The organism is Mesorhizobium sp. ES1-6, assembly GCF_020164775.1.
In the GTDB taxonomy this organism is placed as follows: Bacteria; Pseudomonadota; Alphaproteobacteria; order Rhizobiales; family Rhizobiaceae; genus Mesorhizobium.
The window spans coordinates 129046-149584 of sequence record NZ_JAIUGU010000016.1; the positions used below are offsets into that span (position 1 = coordinate 129046).

9 protein-coding genes and 2 pseudogenes are annotated in these 20539 nt (G+C 58.5%); 3 read left to right on the plus strand and 8 right to left on the minus strand.

Annotation, left to right across the window (positions count from 1 at the left end):
• Complete coding sequence (locus LB564_RS28730; protein WP_140707484.1) at positions 1-1056, plus strand: ABC transporter ATP-binding protein; 1056 nt, start codon at positions 1-3, stop codon at positions 1054-1056.
• Between the two features lie 633 nt (positions 1057-1689).
• Here the strand turns inward: LB564_RS28730 and LB564_RS28735 are convergent.
• The 3 genes and pseudogenes from LB564_RS28735 to LB564_RS28745 form a co-directional block, all read right to left on the minus strand.
• Positions 1690-2375, minus strand: a pseudogene (locus LB564_RS28735) (metallophosphoesterase family protein); the annotation flags it as partial.
• 402 nt (positions 2376-2777) lie between these two features.
• The gene (locus LB564_RS28740; protein WP_140707482.1) at positions 2778-4007 is read right to left on the minus strand and encodes a type II toxin-antitoxin system HipA family toxin; all 1230 of its coding nucleotides are present in this window, start codon (positions 4005-4007) and stop codon (positions 2778-2780) included.
• Entirely contained in the window at positions 4000-4590 is a 591-nt protein-coding gene (locus LB564_RS28745; protein WP_140707481.1) for a helix-turn-helix domain-containing protein, read from the minus strand. The genes LB564_RS28740 and LB564_RS28745 overlap by 8 nt, the downstream gene beginning before the upstream one ends.
• A 675-nt stretch (positions 4591-5265) precedes the next feature.
• On the opposite strand from LB564_RS28745, the pseudogene LB564_RS28750 reads away from it, so the two are divergent.
• Positions 5266-5641, plus strand: a pseudogene (locus tag LB564_RS28750) (hypothetical protein); the annotation flags it as partial.
• 198 nt (positions 5642-5839) lie between these two features.
• Positions 5840-6763 carry a nucleotidyltransferase and HEPN domain-containing protein gene (locus LB564_RS28755; protein WP_140707866.1) on the plus strand — a complete coding sequence of 308 codons (924 nt, stop codon included), beginning with the start codon at positions 5840-5842 and terminating at the stop codon, positions 6761-6763.
• A gap of 224 nt (positions 6764-6987) precedes the next feature.
• Here LB564_RS28755 and LB564_RS28760 read toward each other — a convergent pair whose 3' ends face one another.
• The 5 genes from LB564_RS28760 to LB564_RS28780 form a co-directional block, all read right to left on the minus strand.
• Positions 6988-7362 carry an Ig-like domain-containing protein gene (locus tag LB564_RS28760; RefSeq protein ID WP_140707480.1) on the minus strand — a complete coding sequence of 125 codons (375 nt, stop codon included), beginning with the start codon at positions 7360-7362 and terminating at the stop codon, positions 6988-6990.
• Positions 7363-7498: 136 nt separating this feature from the next.
• Positions 7499-9028 (minus strand): HlyD family type I secretion periplasmic adaptor subunit, encoded by a 1530-nt coding sequence (locus tag LB564_RS28765; RefSeq protein WP_140707478.1) that lies wholly within the window; start codon positions 9026-9028, stop codon positions 7499-7501.
• Entirely contained in the window at positions 9025-11184 is a 2160-nt protein-coding gene (locus LB564_RS28770) for a type I secretion system permease/ATPase (RefSeq protein ID WP_140707476.1), read from the minus strand. The genes LB564_RS28765 and LB564_RS28770 overlap by 4 nt, the downstream gene beginning before the upstream one ends.
• A gap of 153 nt (positions 11185-11337) precedes the next feature.
• Positions 11338-18864: a beta strand repeat-containing protein gene (locus LB564_RS28775; RefSeq protein WP_224542485.1), complete on the minus strand. Its 7527-nt coding sequence runs from the start codon at positions 18862-18864 to the stop codon at positions 11338-11340.
• A gap of 323 nt (positions 18865-19187) precedes the next feature.
• On the minus strand, positions 19188-20492 hold the full coding sequence (locus tag LB564_RS28780) for a tetratricopeptide repeat protein (protein WP_181173741.1): 1305 nt from the start codon (positions 20490-20492) through the stop codon (positions 19188-19190).
• Positions 20493-20539: the final 47 nt, after the last annotated feature.

Here is a 20539-nt window from a genome sequence, read left to right on the forward strand (position 1 = left end):
ATGAGTGCGGTAACCATATCGGGTGTCGATAAGGCCTATGGCAAGGCGCGGGTTATCCACGGCGTGTCGGTGGAAATCGCGGCGGGCGAGTTCGTCATCCTTGTCGGGCCGTCCGGTTGCGGCAAGTCGACCTTGCTAAGGATGATCGCCGGCCTTGAAGACATCAGCGCCGGCGAGATCGCGCTCGACGGCAAGGTTATCAACGACATCGCGCCAAAATCGCGCGATATCGCTATGGTATTCCAGAACTATGCGCTCTACCCGCATATGACGGTCCGCGAGAACATGGCTTTCGCCCTGACGCTGAAGAAGACCGACAAGGGCGACATCGACGCCAAGATCATGCGCGCCGCCACGATTCTTGGACTGCAAGATCTGCTGGAGCGCTATCCCCGCCAGCTTTCCGGCGGCCAGCGCCAGCGTGTCGCCATGGGGCGCGCCATCGTACGCGACCCGAAAGTCTTCCTGTTCGACGAGCCGCTCTCCAATCTCGACGCCAAGCTGCGGGTGCAGATGCGCTCCGAGATCAAGGCGCTGCACCAGCGCCTGGGAACCACCATCGTCTATGTCACCCACGACCAGGTCGAAGCCATGACCATGGCCGACAAGATCGTCGTCATGAATTGCGGTGTCGTCGAACAGGTTGGCGCCCCGCTCGACCTATATGATCGGCCGGCCAATCTGTTCGTTGCACAGTTCATCGGCTCGCCGTCGATGAACATTTTGCAGGGCAGCACCACAGCGGAGGGCTTTACCGCCAGCGACGGCACGGTTTTCCCTCTGCCGTTATTCGAAAAGACGGAAACTGCCCTCGCGTGGGGCATCCGGCCCGAACATCTCAGGCTGGCCGACAGCGGTGTGCCGGCCGTGGTCGAAGTGGTCGAGCCGACCGGCGCGGAAACCCTGATCGTTGCCAAAGCCGGCAACAACACGCTAAGCGCACTGCTGCGCGAGCGGATTCGTGTAGCGCCAGGTCAGCATGTTTTCCTCGCGCCGGACCTGACGCAGCTCCATCTGTTCAACATCGACGGTCGGCGCATTCCGTCCACGGTCTAAGTGACATAGCCGCGCCCGCCGAGTTTGTTTGGACGCGAGGCGATGAAATTGACCTGCCGCGCTGAGATGGTCCGGATGGGCGACTCGACTGAGGAAGGGCGTGGTCATCTCGCGATCCGTCCGGCGTGCTGCTGAGGGCAGCCATGAACCGGCGCCTTGACGACGTCAACCAAAATAAGCCCGTGGTCGTCGGGAATGTCTGCTTTCGGGCAGATGCAAAGCCGACCTCAACGCCCGACTTCAGGCGCATTCCAGTCCGGCGACTTTGGGGCCGGAAGCGGACTGGCAGCTTCATGCCCTTTTCGGACACTCACCTCGGGCGAGCTACGGGCAAAAAGCCTAGCTGGGGTCTCGGACCACGGTCTCGACCCAGGCGAAGCGCGTCGCCGGGCGGCACGGCCCCGGAGGATGCCGAAATGCCGTCGGTTCGATAAAGTCGAGCTCGTATGGCCCGCATTGACTGAGCGAGTTCCAAGGTTGGATCGGCAACATTTCCCGAGTCTCCGACAGCGGGAGTCGAAAGATCAAGCTCCAGGGCAACAAGGTAGCGGGATCTGGTTCGGCTTCGGCGACAACCAACATTGATCAAGCCCTGATCGGATGCGGGCGATGGCCTCGCTCCATTCCCAACGCCCCGGTCAAGTCGACGCTCACGCGCTCGAACTGCGCGACACTAGTGAGCCTCTCCTCAATCTCGACAGAGCGCTCATCGCGAATGGTCACCAGCGTGACCGACTTCTCGCCGGCTTCGTTGATATCTCTCCCCTGAGGAATCCCTGGCATAACGAGCGTGCTCGCGTGCGTAGACGTCATGGCCTGGGGAGCCGGCCAGGCTCGTGTGCACGATGCCGATGTTGACAGCTCCCTCCCGTGGGCCGGGGGCAGCAGGCTTTCGGGCGCCTTCGGACTGGCGAAGCTCAACCCATGGAACGCGACGTCCATTCCAGCGCCAGGCTGGATCACGGATTGGCAGCGACCGCCAAAGATGGTCGCCGTGTCTGGCGAGACTAGCTGCTTCGCAATTCGCGACATGGCGTCGTGGTTGCCGCGGATCATGTAGACCCTGACGCCGGCCTGGTGCAGGCGCGTCATCTGCGAGGCCAGAAAACGTGCCGTCTTCATCGAGGTCTGGTCACCATCGTAAAGATCGCCGGCAACAACGAGAGCGTCGACACGCTCCTCCAGGCATTCACGATCGCGGTGAACGCCTGGCGGCTGGCATCCCCGACGAACTCGGCAAGCTCCGGATTGCGCAGCGCAAGTGAGCGCAAAGGGGAATCGAGACGGATGTCGGCCGTATGAACAAATCGAAATGCCATTGCAGGCGCTCTCCCGGCTGGAACCGAAGCTCAGGCCAGCTCTGTTGAAGTCCAGTTCGTTCAAACCACAGCGACCAGGTCAAAGCCTCGTTAGCAAAACCCGACAGCGTTGGGCAACGGAGGGGGTCCAGATATGATGGCCCATGCTCCTCGGCAAGGCGGGAAGGCAAATCGATGTCCCCGGACAAACGTCAGATGATGCCAAATTTGAGCGCGGCGCGCTGCTGCGTTTTATTTTTACGGTACCCATTCGCCGATGCACAACTTCGAGACTGAAAACTGCGGCACACCCTACATTCAGACGCGCAAAACATAGAAGAGGCTTACCTAAACCCTCGGAGACCCGATAGAAAGCCCAGATCGAATGCTCTCAAGGCGACGGCGTGCCGAGGCGTGTGTTGATCATGCGAGTTCGCTAAATAGTGGCACGGTCGGAGCGTGCGCATCGATTGCCTTCACGACGGTATCGGCGAGAGGAAGATGCGTTTTCTCAGCCTCCCAGACTTGCCGAAATCGTCGGACGGTTTCGGCGGCGGTGTTGACGACAAGCTTTTCTGGCAGAAGTGCCTTGGCCGCCAGATGCCGAAGCTCATCGGTATCGAGCTTGGCCATCTTCTTGGTCCGAGAGTAATTAAGCGCAGCCGTGTCCTCGCCCTTAATATAGGGAATGGTCGACACCAGGTCATAGGCCGGCGAGAGCGCGGCCGAACGCCGGTCCGGATAGATCAGCGACCAGTTCTTGAGGTGCATGTCGCCATTGCCGATCAGCGCGCTAAACACGAGGCGGCGAATGAACTCGGCCGCGCCACCATTGCCCGCTTCGGTGCCGATCACGCGCGCGACGTTGGCGTAATTTGCACGCCTGTACTTGTCGTCCGGGAAGACCCCGAACACCTGCGCGAAATCTTCGGTGTGGATAGGACCGTCACCGGATCGGTCGAAGCGGCTGATAGCAAGCGCCTGCCCTCTTAACTCACCCACTCCTTCGGGAATGCCGGCGATTGCATCGAGATCGACCAGGTTGATGATGGGCACCTCCATGCCGATCATTCCGGCGATCGTCATCATCGAAAATTCGTTTTCCGGAACGCCGGTGTACTGCTGGGACGGGAGCTTAACGATCCACGATCCGCCGACGCCCTCGGCGGGAATGGTCAGGCCGCCGCCCTTCCCTGCGTTCTGAAACGCGGAGAATTTGAGCTGCACACCGGCGAGCGAAAAGCGCAGCGCATTGGGTTTGGCGTTCTTCGGAAGATCCTCCTCATTACCAGGTGGGAGGCCTTCACCGGCCGCGGGATGGATCGAGAGTGCTCCGGGCAGGTCGAGCCCCAGCACCCAGAGCAGGAAGAATTCGCGCTGCTGATTGACCCCGGCCCGCTCAGCGAGATAGCGGCGCAGGCCGCCCTCCGGCAAAAGGTTCGAGAAGAACGGCGGCACCACCCGCTGCGTAGGTCGACTTTTGGTAATGAGGCCGCCCAGGTCATCCTTGAACGACAGGCTGAGGGTCGGTCGATGCGGATTCTCGACGTAGGCTTCGTTGAACGCAAAGATCGTCCGATCGCCCTGCAGGTGGGTCAGCGTGCCAATAGACTCATCGTAGAGCCGTACATCCAGAACCGAGACATCAGGCATCCGCATCTCCATCATCCAGCGAATAGGCGGGTCGTGGTTCCGACGGAGCGGGGTGGGCGATCGAGTTGCGCAGGCGCTGCAGGTTCTGTGCGATGTCACGCACAACAGGTGCTGCTTGGGCGCTCGCCTGATAGCGCTCAAGGCGGGCGATCAGCTCGCGCACCAACTGCATCTCTTGATCTCTGAGATTCACCCGCCGCAGAAACCGAAGCGTATCCTCGATGCGATCGAGGTCGGCTGAGCTGCCGTAAAGGTGCTTCATTTTCTTGACCAAGCGCTCGGCACGGGCAAAGCGCTTGTCGTTTGGCTGACCGGCATGGATATGCATGTCGGGCGTTGCCTGGGCCTTCACCAGACCCAACACGGCAGGCACGAGCTTCTTCGGGACAAGCATGACCTCGAGATCAAGCGCGCGGGTCAAGTCGATGAAGCTCGACAGTCCCGGCTCCATCTTGCCGCTCTCGATTTGGGAAATGTGGCTCTGCGTCAGCCCAGCCCGCTCGCTGAGCGCGCGTTGACTGACGCGGGATGCCTCGCGGATTTCGCGCGCTTGCGCGATCAGGTTTTCGCTCTGGTAGGCCATGATGTAGAATCCGGATCAAAAGGGCAAAGTGATCAGGATATTATATCTACCGACCTCCTCAGTCTCTGTCAATCGAACGATATAGCATAATGATCACCAGAAAGTTGTGATATAGAATACTGTATTGGATTCACCAAACCACGCTATCTTGGCCCGACACAAATCCCGGCCGCCTTCAGCAACTTTTAAGATCTCAACGCGTCGCATTCCTCCCAGGAGGTCTCCATCGGTGTCGGCTGCGCCGCGCAGCGGCCCAAGCAACTGAGGGCGTACAAAGCGCAGACGATGAAATGTCCGCCGCACGGACATTGTCATTTCATCGTCGGGCCGGTTCGTGACGCCGAGACCGGTTTAACAGGGCGGCCTAAGGAGCGTCAGCATAGCGCCGACGCAGGCGGGACGCGGGGCAGACCGCCCCCGGCAAGGTGTGCCGCACGGCATTCGTCCTGATAACTTCAATGGGCAGCCTGTCACGTCTGGCCGCCGGCAGTCGAACATCACGAGACGCTGGCTAGACAGGCGGACTTCTACCGACGACATGCGGCGCGTTGCGCCCGGTACCATCAATTCAATAATGGGTAGGCGTTGAATGCCCTACAAGGTGTTAGCGCTGTCCACTTGCTATGAACTGAAATATGGATATGTCGTGCCTAGGAGAACATTCGGAGATTTGTCGTGACCCACGCACGGCTCGCGCAATCGAAAGAGCTCTCAGGTTTCATCTATAGCTTGCAGGAACCCGGCACGCCCCATATCGCCTCGAAGCACCTATCGCAGGCGCTGGGGGTAAAATTGACCAACCTGGCGCGATTGACAGATGTTCACCGCAACACGCTCCGTAGCCCGTCATTGGATCGACTGCAGGGTCGGATGCGCGAGGTGGTGAAAGTGATTTCAGCCGCAACGGAATGCACCGGCGCCGCAGAGGAGGCCATCTACTGGTACCGCAACGGACTTATCGCCGACTATGGCCATAGCACGGCGGCTTGTCGCCGGCGGCCAAGTCGAGGCAGTTCTGGGCTTCGTCGGGGACCACGAGAACGGAGCGCGGATGAAAGTCGCCCGGGCCAGGAAAAACGGGATCGTCCATTGCAGAATTTGCGCGTTGCAATGCTCTTCACATAGGCGCAACAAAATCATCACAATACAAAAATGACATTAGCGTTGCTTCACATGATCCGGTGGATCATTATGGGGATTCGTAGCTTTCCCCGGCTATGCATATGTAGTAGGCAGCCGACCCTTGTTTATGAAATCCAGCATCGATCATCTCCCACCGCCAAAGCAGCGTGAGCTGACCAGGACTGTCGAGGTCCTTCTTGAGGAGCTCGAAGACGCGCTAAAAGGCGGAACGGCCGATTTCAAGAAGCGCGGCCGCATCCTGAAGATCATCCTCTTCGGGTCCTACGCCCGTGGCGACTGGGTCGACGAGCCGCATACCAAGAAAGGCTACCGTTCAGATTTCGATCTCCTGGTGGTGGTCAACAATCGAAAGCTTACCGATTTCGCCAGCTACTGGCAGGCAGCAGCCGACCGGTTGATGCGAGAGATCGACACTCCGGTAAGCTTCATCGTGCACTCACGCCGCGAGGTAAACACCGCACTGCGCGAAGGGCAGTATTTCTTTGTCGATATCCGTCGGGACGGGATTGTCCTTTACGAGCTCGACGAAGAGCCTCTCGCCAATCCCGTGCCTTCAGGCCCTGCGGAGGCTTTTCGGCTGGCAGGGGACTATGTTGCGGAGCGTCTTCCTCAGGCTAGAACGTTTGCCGAGGGTGCGGAATTCTTCGCTACCAAGGGGAGGCTTAAGGAGAGCGCGTTCCTCCTTCATCAGTCGATCGAGCAAGCCTATGCGGCATTGTTGCTGGTGCTGACGAACTACAGCCCCGCCTCTCACAACATAAAATTCCTGCGCAGCCTCGCCGAGGATCAGGTCCAAGAACTGGCCGAAGCATGGCCTCGTGAGCAACAGCGTTTCGTTGCGTGGTTCAACATCCTCAATGAGGCCTATGTCAAGGCGCGCTATTCGCGGCACTTCGCAATCACGGATGAAGCGCTTCAGTGGCTTGCAGAACGCGTCTCGGATCTCATAGATCGCATTGAATCAATCTGCCGCCACCGAATGGAGCAGTTAAGAATCGAGGCAGGGACCGCAGCGCAGAGAGGCGGTTGAGACAAACTACTGGCAATTCCAGGCTGCCCTTGTATGCGACTTTCGAAGAAGGGCGTTGAACGTTTCTGACGTCATTGGCCTGCCATTCACTCCGCAGTTCCGTAATTTAGACTAGCACTGACTGAAAAGGCACGGAAATGCGCGCTTACGGAAAGATTCGCCACAAGACTGGGCCTTTCATGAACCACCTGACAGCGCAATCAAGTACCGGAGTTGACCGCGGCTTAGTCAACTTTGATGTTCATCGTGATTTTCGAGGTACCCGAGCGCGCGGCACTCTTTCCCGTAACGGCGAAAACAAAGGTGTCGGTGCCCTTGTAACCACTTTCGGATTGATAAGTGAAGCTTGATCGGCTCGTGGCCTTAGTGACGCCGTGTTGAGGAGCGGAAATAATTTTCAGGCTCGAGTAGCTACTGCCATGGGCGTAGACAGGGAATACGCATTGTTGGCCGCTATGCGCCATTGCGCTGCCGGTGGTCTCTTGGCCGAAATAGATATGCAGTCGCCACGGACACGGATCGGCATTCGCAAGAGATGCAAGGCCCAGACTTAGAAAGCCGGCCAAGGTGAGGAGGATAGCAAGTTTGTTAGACCTCATGGGATAGAGCTTTCCGGCTGGTGTCGATGGAGCAGGCAGAACGTACTGTCAGTATTTTCTCTGGCTCACGTTTGGCGGATCGAATGGACCTCGTGTTGGTGAGGAGTTGGAGACGCGTGCTGCCGCTGCTGCCACATCATCTCTCCTTGAACGCCTCGCTGGAAATTTTAGACAAAGGCGAGACCAGATAATCGATGATGCGGCGCTCGCCGGTACGAACTTCGGCGACCACGCTCATGCCGGAGGCGAGCGGGATATCGGCGCCGTCGACGGCAATGCTGTTCTGATCCAGTGCAATGGTGATGGGGAACACAAAGCTTGGGGCCGACCCAGGCGATACACCGGCGGAAGATGTGGCCTCATTGGCCGCTGCGACGGCGTCGGCCAACTGCCGCTTGGCCTCCTGTTCTTCAACGGCTCCCGCAGCGATCCGGACGATATGACCGCGGACTGTGCCGAAGCGGGTAAACGGGAATGCATCTACCTTGATAACAGCGCCCTGGCCAAGTTTCAGGAATCCGATGTCGGTGTTGGGAACCAAGGCCTCCACCTGGAGGCTGGGTTTGGCGGGGGCTATCGTCATGATCTGCTGGCCGGTGGTAAAGACTTGGCCGATTGTGGTGGCGGCGAGATCTTGAACGATCCCGTCGACCGGCGCGGTAAGTCTTGTGTGCGCCAACTGCGCTTCGGCTTTGTTGACGGCCTGGGCTTCGTCATCGCCGTGCTTCTCGGCGTCAGCCAACTTGCCGGCATAATCGGCTAGGAATTGTTCCACCGCCTTGCGCTTGTCACTGGAAGTCTCGTCAAGCGCCGCCTGTCCTTCTGCCAGCTGGCCTGTGTCGGAAGCCAGTTGTGATTGAGATTTCTCCAGCTCCGCTTGGGCATCATAAAGATTGATCTTGCTATCGACCTCCCTAACCACAGACTCTTGGCGCATTGCGGCGGCCTGCGAAAGGGTTTCAATCAGGTCATTCTCATGGGCGATACTCATATGCAGGCGTGTCAGGCTGGCGTGTCTGCCCATTGACTGCTTGTCGAGACTTTCCAATGTCGAGGCCAAAACCGCAAAATCGGCTTGAAGCACAGCCTGCTCCCGTTGACGGGTCTCCGATGGAATAGGGGCCGTCCATCCCACATCTGCTGAGGTTTGAATGATTGGAACCAAAGCAGCGGCGGGCGCCGTTTGGTCCGAATCAGCCTGCAACTTCACCGCCAATCCCTGAACCTGTCCGATGGCGAAGCGCCTGCGGACTATCTCAGCCTGGGCTGCGTAGAGTTCGCTTTGCGCCGCGTCGAGTTCTGCCCGGCTCTCAGCGGGGTCGAATTCCACAAGAAGATCACCGGAATGAACATTTGATCCAGGCTCCACATGGATGAAAGCAAGCTTGCCCGGATCGATAGCTTCAACGACCTTGGCATGTCCCAAAGCCTCAATTTTGCCTGGGGCAACCGCATCTACATCGAGATGGCCGATGAAGGACCAGAGAATGGCTGCCGCCGCAAAGGCACAGATGGTCATCATGAAGGTGGTTGCCACTGGCGGCGTCGGTGTCTCCAGAATCTCCAAAGCAGCCGGCAGGAACTGCAGGTCACGCCCCCTGATTTGCCCTGACTGGTGCGTCTGACCGGTCCTCTCCTTGGCCCCCGATACCAGATTGCGCTTCATGCTGGTCTTGCCTGCTCTATTTGCAGCGCCCAGAGCCCCGCATACAGCCCCTTTGGGTTGCTCAGGAGCTGGCTATGCGTGCCGCTCTCTATGAGCTCGCCTTTGGCCATGCCGACAATTCGGTTGCAGGGTCGCAAGGCCGCTAGGCGATGGGCGATGATCAGCACCGTCCTCCCTTGCGCGATGGCCCGCATATTGTCCTGAATTATGCGCTCGCTCTCGTAATCGAGAGCCGACGTGGCCTCGTCCAGGATCAATATCCTCGGATTCGTGGAAAGGGCCCGGGCAATCGCTATGCGCTGCCTCTGCCCTCCAGAGAGATTAGCACCTCTCTCTTCGATCATTGTGTCATAGCCTTGGGGCAGCTGGGCGATAAACTCGTCCGCGCCTGCAAGACACGCCGCCTGTATTACCTGGGCACGCGGCATCGCAGGATCGCTGAGCGCAATATTCTCATGAATGGTGCGGTTGAAGAGGACATTCTCTTGCAACACCACACCGATCTGCCGACGCAGCCAGCCAGGATCGAGCTGAGCAATATCGACGCCGTCCAGGAGAATCTGCCCACTAGCCGGGCTGTAGAGACGCTGAACCATCTTGGACAGTGTGGATTTTCCGGAGCCTGAAAGGCCGACAACCCCGACTACTTCACCGGCTGCAATGCCAAGTGTGATGCTACGCAAAACATCCGGCGCATCGGGACGGTAGCGCATAGTGACATTTCGGAACTCGATGTGGCCGCGAATGGGCGGGAGCGTCAGCACACTCTGCGGGCTGGGCTCGGGTGGGGCATTGAGAATGTCCCCCAATCTTGCCACCGACACCTGGACCTGTTGGAAGTCCTGCCACAATTGCGAAAGCCGCAACACGGGTTGAACCACCTGGCCCGCGATCATATTGAAAGCAATGAGCTCACCCACCGACATGTTGCCAGACATCACTTCGCTAGCGCCAAGGAACAGGATCAGCGCATTGACCGCCTTGCTCACATATTGGATCAGCCCTTGGCCCAGAGAACCTGTCACGGTCGCATCGAACGAGGTGCTGACATAAGAGGCAAGGCGCTCCTCCCATTGCGCCTGCATCATCGGTTCCACGCTGGCCGCCTTCAGCGTCTGGGCGCCAACGATCGATTCGACCAGGAACTGCTGGGATCTTGCCCCCCTGTTGAATTTCTCATCGATCTGACGCCGCAGAAGCGGTCGTAGCAGCAGGGCAATGAGGAGGTAGACCGGGACGGAAGCGAGAATGACGAACGTCAAAGTGCTGGAATAGACAAAGAGAACGGCGACGAAGACGAGGGTGAACAAGAAATCCAGCGCCGCCGTCAGCCCCTGCCCCGTCAGGAAGCTTCGGATAGTTTCCAGTTCGCGCATTCGCGCTACCGTTTGGCCGGCGGGTCGTGTTTCAAAATAGCCAACTGGCAGGCGAAACAGATGGTGGAACAGCCGCCGTCCCAACTCGACGTCGATGCGGTTAGTCGTATGATTGAGGGTATAGCTTCGAAGGAATTGCAGGATAGATTCAAATAGTCCCAAAGTGAGAAGGCCAACCACTAGCATTGTCAAGGTGGAAACCCCCTTGTGTACCAGTACCTTGTCGACCACTAGCTGGAAGAATAGGGGCGTGATCAGCGCGAAGAACTGGATGAAGAGCGAGGCGGTGAAGACTTGCGTCAGAGCTTTGCGGTAGCGCCACAGCGACGGCAAAAACCAGAAGAACCCGAAATGGTCGGGATCGCTGCCAGCACCTCCCAGTCTGCGGGTGACCAGAAGCGCCTTGCCTGTGGAAAGCTCAAATGCCTCCTCGAGTTCTGCCTCATGGGCCGAACGGCGCAATGGATCGACCAGCCGCACTTTTCCTTTTTCCGAAGCAGCCGCCAATACCGCGCTGCCTCCGTCCTTGAGGAACAGCACGGCGGGCAACGGAATGGCTCCTAGGCGCTCCGCCCTGGCCAGTTTCACAGTCCGGGCCCTCAGACCCAGCAGCTTGGCGCCGCGGATCAGATCCTCAGGCTCAGAAGGAACCGAGAGTGCCAATTGGTGGCGCAGCTGGCTCTGATCGGCAGGGATGCGGTAGTAACCTGCGATCAAGCAGAGATTGGCCAAGCCAATATCGAAAGCAGTACCAGGCTCGGGCGCGTCAGCATGCTTCACAGGATCAAACCCGCCTTGAACAGATCAAACTGAAATGAAGACCAGCCCGCGCCGGGATGTCGCCCACGCGCGCAACCCTGCAGGGGAGGAACAGCTCTGTTCCCGTGCCAAACCGACCCTCATAGTCGCTCCAATCCCCTATCCGTCTGAGATCTAGGCGAAGCGAAACTCGCTCGAGGTCAGATTTGTCTTGGTCACTCCTGTCAAAGTGATCGTGTCGCTGGCATCGAGCCTGATCACTGTGTTGGAACCCGATTGAGTCATTGCGGCCTGCAATGCCGTCCAGTTGGCAAAGTCGAGATGAGAGAGCTGGATGATGTCACTGGAGGCGAAACCGCTCAGCGTGTCCGCGCCCGTAACAGTGCCATATTGAACAGTTTCGGATGTGCCGGACAGCGTCAGGATGTCACTGGAGCCCACGTTGAACACGTTCGAATTGCCGGTGACTTTGTCCGTCGATCCGTTCGCCACGCCCACGGTGTCGGAACTCGCGGTAATCGTATCGCTGTTGGCGAGATTGAGGGCGAGCCCTGTCGTCGAGACGGTGTCGGTCGAACTGGCTCCGAAATTGATGACCGAGCCGGAGCCGCCAGTGATGGTGTTGCTGTTGCCGGTAACCGTTGCGGAGGCTGCGGCGGCAACATTGATAGTGTCGGAAGACGCTGTCAGGCTGTCGCCTCCGACCAGCTTCACAGTCAGACCGGTGGTGGACACCGTATCCGTCGAATTGGCGCCAAGATTGATCACCGTGCCGCTGCCACCCGTGATCGTATCGCTGTTGCCGGTAATGGTAACAGTGGCACTTGCTGCAACGCTGACGGTGTCACTTGACGCCGCCAGACTGTCGCCCGCCGCCAACTTCACGGTCAAGCCCGTCGTTGCGACCGTAGCGGTCGAACTGGCACCGAGATTAATGACCGCGGCGCTGCCGCCGGTAATCGTGTCGCCATTCCCGGTCACCGTTACCGACGCCGCGGCAGCAGCTGAAACTGCATCGTTTGAAGCCGTCAGCTTGGCGCCATTCGCGAGGGTGATGGTGTTGCCAGACCCGGTCACCGTCACTGTGGCGGATGCGGCGACACCGATCGCTTCTGAGTTCGCCGTGATCACATCGCCGTTCGTCAGATTGAGCGTAAGACCCGTGGTCGACAAAGTGTCGGTTGAACTCGCTCCGAAGTTGATGACCGAGCCGCTGCTGACATTGATCGTGTCGCTGCTGCCGGTGAGCGTCACGGTGGTACCCGCCGCAATGGCAATCGTATTGCTTGAAGCCGTCAACGTGTCGCTGTTGGCGAGCGATATCTGGTTGCCCGAACCGGTCAGCACGTCCGCGGCGCCGGCCGCGAGCGTGATGGAAGCATTCGAGGCGATGGTGGTCGAATAAGTATCGCTGTTTGGATAGTCCCCAAAGCCCGACGGTCCAGCACCAATAGCGATGACGTCGTTCGTGGAGCCCACATTAAGCGTCAGTTTCGACGGCCCGGCTTGGGCGATCTGGTCATAATTGCCGGTCACCGTAGCGATGCTGTTGTAATCAAGCAGAACATCGGCATTTGAGGCCGTCACCGTTACCGTGTATCCCATGACTTCCACCGAATCGTTGAAGCCGTTTATGGTGACGCTGCCGCCCTCTCCCTGTATCTGGACGAGATCGTCGCTGCCATTGATCGTCATCGCCACCGCGTTACCAGACGTCGCGTTCATGTCGACAATGAAGTCATGCGAATAGGAATAAGTGCCGGCGGTTCCGACCTGGATCGAGCTTGAACCGGGACTGATCCAGTTGGGTGAGGTCGCACTGGTACCCGCACCGGCAAAGAGCAGGCTGACATTGGGATCCGTGGCGGTGCGACTAGTGTTGAAATCGTAGTCCGCCGCATACTGAGCCACCTGCACGGCGGCTTGTGCCCAATCGTCAGAAATGCCTTGAACGCCTTGGGAGTTTTCTTGCGCGATATAATACCCCGTATTGGCCATTTCTTCTGCCGTTGGCAGTCGACCGAAAGCGTTTTCATAGAATGGAATAGGGCTGTTCATATAGCCGGCTATGCCCTGATAGGTTTGCCATAAAGCGAAGTTCGCGTGATATTCTGGTGAGTCGAGGTAGATTTTATAGGCCAGTTGTTCTTCGTTGAAGACGCCGTTGGTGATGTATTCCGATAGGTATTGGGTTTCAGAATCGTCCATCGCGTGACCCATCATCACGCGGTACAATTCGTTCGCCTGGGCGATATATTGGTTTTCAAGTCCCACCGAGATGGTGATGGTTTTCTGAGCATCGCCCAGGCCATCATTTATCGTCCAGGTGTCCATGCCGTTGGCGTCAATGCTGTGGGTTGACCAACCGGAGGCCGAACCGTTGCTGGCGGCCACACTGCCCGCCGTCACACTGCGCGACCATTGATAGCTGCCATAGGCATTGGCAAAGCCCGCCGTGGTATCGGTTATGCCGGTCGAGGCGACCAGGGTCGTGATCAGGCCATTGGCGCTGCGGGTGTAAGTATTGCTGCCGGTGACCGCTCCGCCCGGCCCCGTGGTATTGCTGTAGTAGTTGTCAACCGTGGTGGAGGAGCCATCCGGGTTGACAGTTGTGGTGTCAACCTGTTCGACGACGCCATTCCCATCATTGTCGACCTGCTTGACGGTCACCAGCCCATTGGCGCTGACCGTCGTGAGGATCTTCTGGCGAAGATTGCTGAAGCTGTTGCCGAAAGCGCTTTGTGTCGTGGTGGTCTGGCTGCCATCGACATTGAGCACTGTGGCGGCGGAACCTATAATGTCGGTGGCCAGCATGGAGCCCGGCAGGCTGGATCCGGATTTGATATCCGAGGCTGCCGTGGTCAGTGTCGATTTCGATTCAAGCCCGGTCGTGTCGAAGGCAAAGCCAGTATTCAAGCCCGCGGCCGACACCTCCTGCGCACTCTGGCTGACCGTCAGGCCACGCGCGTCCTGGTCGGTGATTGCGAGCAGTTGTCCGGCATCGGCCGTGGTCGACCAATTGAAGGTCTGTTCGTAAGCAGGAGCCCCAAACGCACCAGTACCGCTCCTGGTCTCGGTCGTCGTGCCGTCGGCATTTCGAACATAGACATCCGTTGTGAGATTGTAGGGTGTGGCAAAGCTGGGCGTATAGGTGGCCGGAGGAGAATCCCCTTCCCCCAGATCGGCAGCATCGGCGGTGATGGTCTGCCCGGACCCATCATAGGCGCTCTTGGTCGTCGTCGTGGTAGTGCGCCCGTCCCAGCTCACATTGGTGGTGGTTTGCGCCAGGATCACGCTAAGCGCGCTTTGGTCGTAATAGGTCTCGGTCTCGGTGGTGGAGCCGTCGAGATTGATGGTCTTCTGGTCTGTATAGAGGGCGCTGGCCGCGCCCTGCTGCTGCAGCGACGTGGTGGTGGAAAGACCATTACCGGAGACCGTGATGGTCTCGGTGTCAGCTGCCGTGCCACCCACCGTATCGGCATCGGTGGTGGTTTCAGTACCGGTGGCCGCAATCACCGTGCTGCTGGTCTCCGAGGCGGTGGTGCTTGCGGCCATGGCTGAGTTCAAGCGGCCGCTGAGCGTCAGGGACGTGGTGGATGTGAGACCATTGCCGCTCACATTCGTGGTGCGGGATGTAGCGAGCGTCGTGCCCGAAACCACCACATCATTGTCGCTGAAGACTGTGGTCGCGCTGCCATCGGTGTTGAGGGTCTTGGTGGTGCTTTGGGTATCGGTGACCGTCCCTGACCCGTTCTTGTAGGTCATGGTGCTGGCCAGACCATTGGCGGTGGTCGCCGTCACGATCGTGCTGAGGAGCACGGCAGTGGTTCCCCAACTGGTCAAGGTTTCGGTAAGCGAGCCATCGGCATTGGTCTGGTCGACATCGGACTGGTCCAGATGGGTGATCGTTCCCGTTTCATCGAGATAGCGGTTGGTGGTCACCGTAAGGCGGTCGGCGCTGGTGGTGGTGACGGACTGGGTCTCGGTCGATCCGTTCTGGGCCTTGGCGGTAACGGTTTCCGTCTCGCTGCCATCGGCATTGACGGCTGTCACATCGGTGACGACCTTGTTGAACACCGCGGCACCCCCGCTGACCGCGCCATTCTGGTCATAGGACGTGGTGGTTGAAAGACCATTGCCGGAGACGGTCGTGGCTTTCTCCGAGACCAGGCCACCGGCGTTAGTCAGTGAAGCCGTGTCCGTGGCGCTGCCATCGGCATCGATGGTCTTGGTGTCGGTCTTCCAGAAGTCCCAGGTGCCATCCCCGTTCACATCGGTATAGAGCGTGGTGGTCAGATCGTTGCCGCTTACCGCTTGCTTGGCCTGCCGCAGCAGGGCGCCACCCTGTGAGGCATAAATCTGCACGATCTCGTCGACCTCGCCGGTGGCCAAAGGGGTCACAGTGTCGGTGGAATAGAACGGCACCGAGCCCTTGGACTGCAAGGTCGTCGTGGTTTGCCGGCCGACGCCGGACACCAGGACATTGGCGGTGGTGGTGCTAACATCGCGCACCGTGCCGGAACTCATTCCGGTGTAGTCCGTGACAGTCTCGGTGGTGCTGCCATTGGCATTGTACTGCAGATTGTAGGTCGTGGTTTGGTCGATGGTCCCATCGCCATTGAAGTCATGGCTAATGGTCTTGCTCAGACCGTTCGCGGAGATCAGAGTCTGGGTTTGGTCGAGCAGTGTCGATCCTGAACCATTGTAGTTGCCAACGGTGGTGGTCAGGCTGCCATTCGTCGAATAGGTTTCTGACCTCTTGGTATCGAGATCGTTGCTGCCATCGCCATTAACGTCCTTGGTGGCGTTGTTCGACGTTCCGGTGCCATTCACAGATGTATCGGCACGATCGAGCAGCGTGCCATTGGGTGCCCAGGCCGCTTGGTCGGTCCCGATCGAACCGTCCGTATTGTAGGTCGTGGTCTCAGTTGTCGTGCTGTCCCAGGCATTGCCATGGCCGGTCGCGTCAATATTGGTGGTGGTTGTGAGCCCATTGGCGGAGGTCACCGTCTCAACCCGGTTGACCAGGCTGCCATTGATGGCAAACCGACTGGTGAGATCCGTCACCGTCCCGCTGGAAGCCGTGGTGATGGACTCGGTCTCATCGACATAGGCCGTATTGGTTCCGCTCACCGTATGCACGCCATAGTCGGTGATCGTTTGCGTGCGCCGGTCGGCCGAGGTCACCGTCACCGCCTGATGCAGCAGGCTGCCATTGGCGCTGGTCTCGGTCACCGTTTCTGTCACCGAGCCGTCGGCATTGTTGACCTTCTGGTCCTTGACCGTGGTATCGGTCATCCCGTCGCCATTGACATCAGTGGCCGTGGTCACTGTCAGGCCATCGGCGCTGGTGGTGATGATGGTCTGATCCAGTAGGGTGCCATTGCTGGCATAGTTTCCAATGGTCTCCGTGGCGCTGCCATCGGCGTTCTTGACCGTGACATCGGTTACCTTGGTATCGATGGCGCCATCGCCATTCACATCCGTTGTCGTGGTCCTGGACAAGCCATCCGACGAGGTGGTGACCACACTTTGGTTGAGCAGCGAGCCATTGGCGGCCAGGTTGGAGGTCGTGTCGGTCTTGACGCCGGTCGTACCGTTGATGCTCACCGTCTCGGTGCTCGTGGCGTGGCCAATGCCCATGCCGTCGATGGAGACTGTCTTGCTGATCTGGTCGGCGCCCAAATGGGTGGTGATCTGGCTGACCAGGCTGCCATTGAGCGAAGTGACAGTCACCACCTCGTCGCGGCTGCTATCGGCATTGAGCGTCATCGTGTCGGTGGTGGTACGGTCCGCGCCATGCGTGCCATTGAGGTCCTGCACCGTGGTGGTGGACAGTCCATCGGCGCTCTTGGTGACGGTCTGACCATCGATATAGCTGCCGTTGCCACCATAGTTTTGAAGTGTGGAGGTCGAAGTTCCATCGGCATTGATTGTGATTGCGGTGTCGACAACGCGATCCACTGTACCGCTTCCCATATAGTCGGTCGAAACCGTCTGGGACTTGCCGTTCACACTTGTGGCCGTCCACACCGTCCCCAGGTCCGATCCATTATTCGAAGTGGTGGTCACGGTCTCGTTGCGCGAGCCGTCGCCGTTGACCACAAGGCTGTCTGTAACAGTCCGGTCGGTGGTGCCATTGCCGTCTATGTCGGTAGCCACGGTCTTGGTCAGGCCGTTGGCCGAATAGCTGGTCGTGCTCTTGTTGATTTCGCTGCCATCGGCATTGAGATTGGTGATCGTATCGGTGCGCGAGCCGTCGCCAGCCGTGGCCTGCAGTTCCAACTGGCCGAACCAGCCGCCACCTGTTGCATCCCGCGAGATCGTAATGGTCTTGCCATCGGCCGACGTCACCGTCTGCACCGCCGAGAGCTTGGTACCGCCGCCATTGTAGTTGGTCCACAGTTCCGTTGTGTTGCCAGAGACACCCACCGTCGTGGCGATCACCTGCTTCCGGTCTATGACCCCATCGCCGTTGTCGTCATAGGTTGTGGTTCTGGTCACGCTGCTGCCATTCACCACCGTCGTCTGCACGTCCACGAAGGCGACGGAACCGTCGGCATTGGTCCCGGTATTGGTGATCGCCGTGGTAGTGACGCCACCCACCGTCGATGTATTGGTGCTGGTACTGACCGCATGGCCACTTGCATCATATGCAAGACTGCTGGCGGCCACCGTTCCCGTCGTGCCGTCGCTCTTCGTAAACGTCGTCTCGCTCGTGATGGCCGAGCCATCCGCATATTGGATATCGGTCGTGTCCCCGGTCAGGTTGATCGACGTGATCCCGGCTTGCGCCAGCGTCTCCACCGTCGTGCTCCCATCGGCATTGGTGACCATCAGCTTGAACTGCGACCACTTGGTGTCAGAGGCATTGAACACCCCGTCGCCATTGCTGTCGAAGACATCCCGCAGCGCCTGCATGTCGTCCTTGGCGGTCGGATCCCACTGCGTGAAAATGTACTGGTTCTTGTCGACGATCTTGTTCAGGTTGTTCGGATCGTAGAACAGCACCGCCGTCCCCGCCCCAGCCCAGGCTGTTCTGTGCGAAAGCCCAGACCCCGTCGTATCCATGAATGTATCTGAGCGGTTCAGCTCCGTGAGCTTGATCCCCTTGCCAGACAGGTCAAGCAAGATCGGGGCGTCCTCTTCACCACCATTGTCGCTGCCTGGCCCATCGTTCGGGTCCCCGTTGTCGTTACCTGTGGTACTGTCGGTGCCGCTACTGCCGTCGTCAGTACTTCCGTCGCCGGCGTCGGCCATCGTACTGTCGGCGGGCGCCGAGTAGGAGAGCGCACCGTCGAGCGCGTCTCTCGTTTCGGCGTCGACCGCCGCGGCATTGGCTGCGGCAGCGGCAGCGGCCGCATTATCATCTTCGCTAAAATTACCATCGTAGCGAGTGGAACCAGTGTCAGCCGGGGTGGCCGCGCCGACGCCGTAGCCTGGGCTATAGCCATAGTTAGCGCCATCGACAGCAGCAGTGCTGTTGGCAGCGCCTCCTAAATTATTGGCGTCATAGTTCGACGAAAATGGGTCTTCTGTGTCGGGGAGATTCGGATCGTTGGGATTGTCTATGGGGGTGCCGAATGTCCAATCAGGATACTTTGCAACCGGGTCAGGCTCTCGATATACATGGGGAGTATCAACGAGATCGAGATCAGGAGTATATTGAACATAACCATAAGCTTTCAACCCGATATTCAAGGGTCCTAGCCCTTCATCTAACCCCACCCCAGGCGAGACCTTGACACTACCATCCGAACCAACTTGTACTTCAAATCCAGCACCCTCGATTGCACCCAAGCTTATACTTGGAGTGGGTGGAGTACCCGGAGGGCTGGACGCCTCTATCCCGGGACCAGTTCCTCCGATTTCGCCTTCGGTCCCATCTTCGTTAACCTCCTGCTGGGCGGAGGGCCCGAGACCATCTATGTTAGCATCCGCTGCCACCCCGACGCCAAATGAAAACTTTCCCATAACTTCCTCCGTCGCGGTGAACTTGTGGTAACGAAAACAACTTCTTGTAATCAGTCGGAAAGGCGCTTAAGTGCAGACTTCGCTTTTTCGTTGCCGGAGTCTGCGGCCATTTTGTAGAAAGTCATAGCTTTTGAGCGATCTTGCTTTACTCCTATGCCATATTCAAATATTACACCAAGCTCTGTTTGGGCGTCGCTGTTGCCATTAGTGGAACTCTGCTCAAACGAATTTATTGCTTTGTCAAAATTCTTTTCTATTCCTATCCCTTTTAAGTACACAATACCTAAATCATACTGCGCCAACGAGTTGTTCTGCTCTGACGATTTCTCAAGCCAATAGCGAGCGAGGGCGTAGTCTTGCCCCACACCTTTGCCGGTTAAGTAGGCCACCCCGAGATAAAACTCACCGCTTGCATCCCCGCTGTGAGCTGCAATCGAGAAGAGTTCGGTAGCGCGCCGATAATCTTGCGACACCCCCCGGCCACTTGCATAGAGGCCACCAAGATTCACATTGGCCGGAGGCAGTCCTTGCGCCGCTGCCTTCGCGTACCAAATGGCGGCCTGTGCGGCATCGGGTGCGATGCCTTTCCCGTTCTCATAAAGTCCGCCTAGATTGTTTTCCCCGATAGGACTGCCTATCGCTGCAGCAGCCCGATACCAGTGCATGGCAGCGGTGAAGTCCTGTGGGACACCCCGACCGGTTTCATACAAATAGCCAATTGCTGCCAGCGCCGTGGGATCGTTCTGGGCTACCCCCTTCTGATACCACAACATCGCCTGCGCATAGTCTCGCCCAACGCCTTCGCCACTATCGTAGGCCGCACCGAGCTGATATTGGGCAGCGGCAAGCCCTTGGTCCGCTGCCTGACGGAGGAGCTCGGCGGCCTTAACTGGGTCCTTTGGTATTCCTTGGCCGATCTGATACATTGTGGCCAGGCTCAATTCCGATTGGGCAAATCCCTTGGCGGCTGCCTTGGTATACCAGGCAAAAGCGAGAGCGCTGTTCTGAGCCACGCCAACGCCTCTGTCGTAGAGGTATCCTAGATTGTGCTCTGCTTGCGCGTCGCCCTTGTCGGCGGCCTGCTCGAAATACTTCCTTGCGCGCTGGGCGTCCTGCTTCACGCCGCAACCCATTACGTACATAAATCCGAGATTGTTGAGCGCTGCCGCCTTGCCTAAGGCGGCGTCATTTTCCCATTCCTGTTGCTTTGCGGCAGAATCTCCCAGCGCTCCACATGTCAATTGGGGGGTGATAATGAACTCTCCTGCGTTAGAGGGTGACGAAGGAATAAAAATCAGTATCCCTACGCAAGCCGCAGCCAGGGTTATTATCGTCCGCTTTGCCGGATCAATCATTGTGAGCTGTCTCAAGGTAATGCTGCAATCCATGAGTCAAGGAGGCC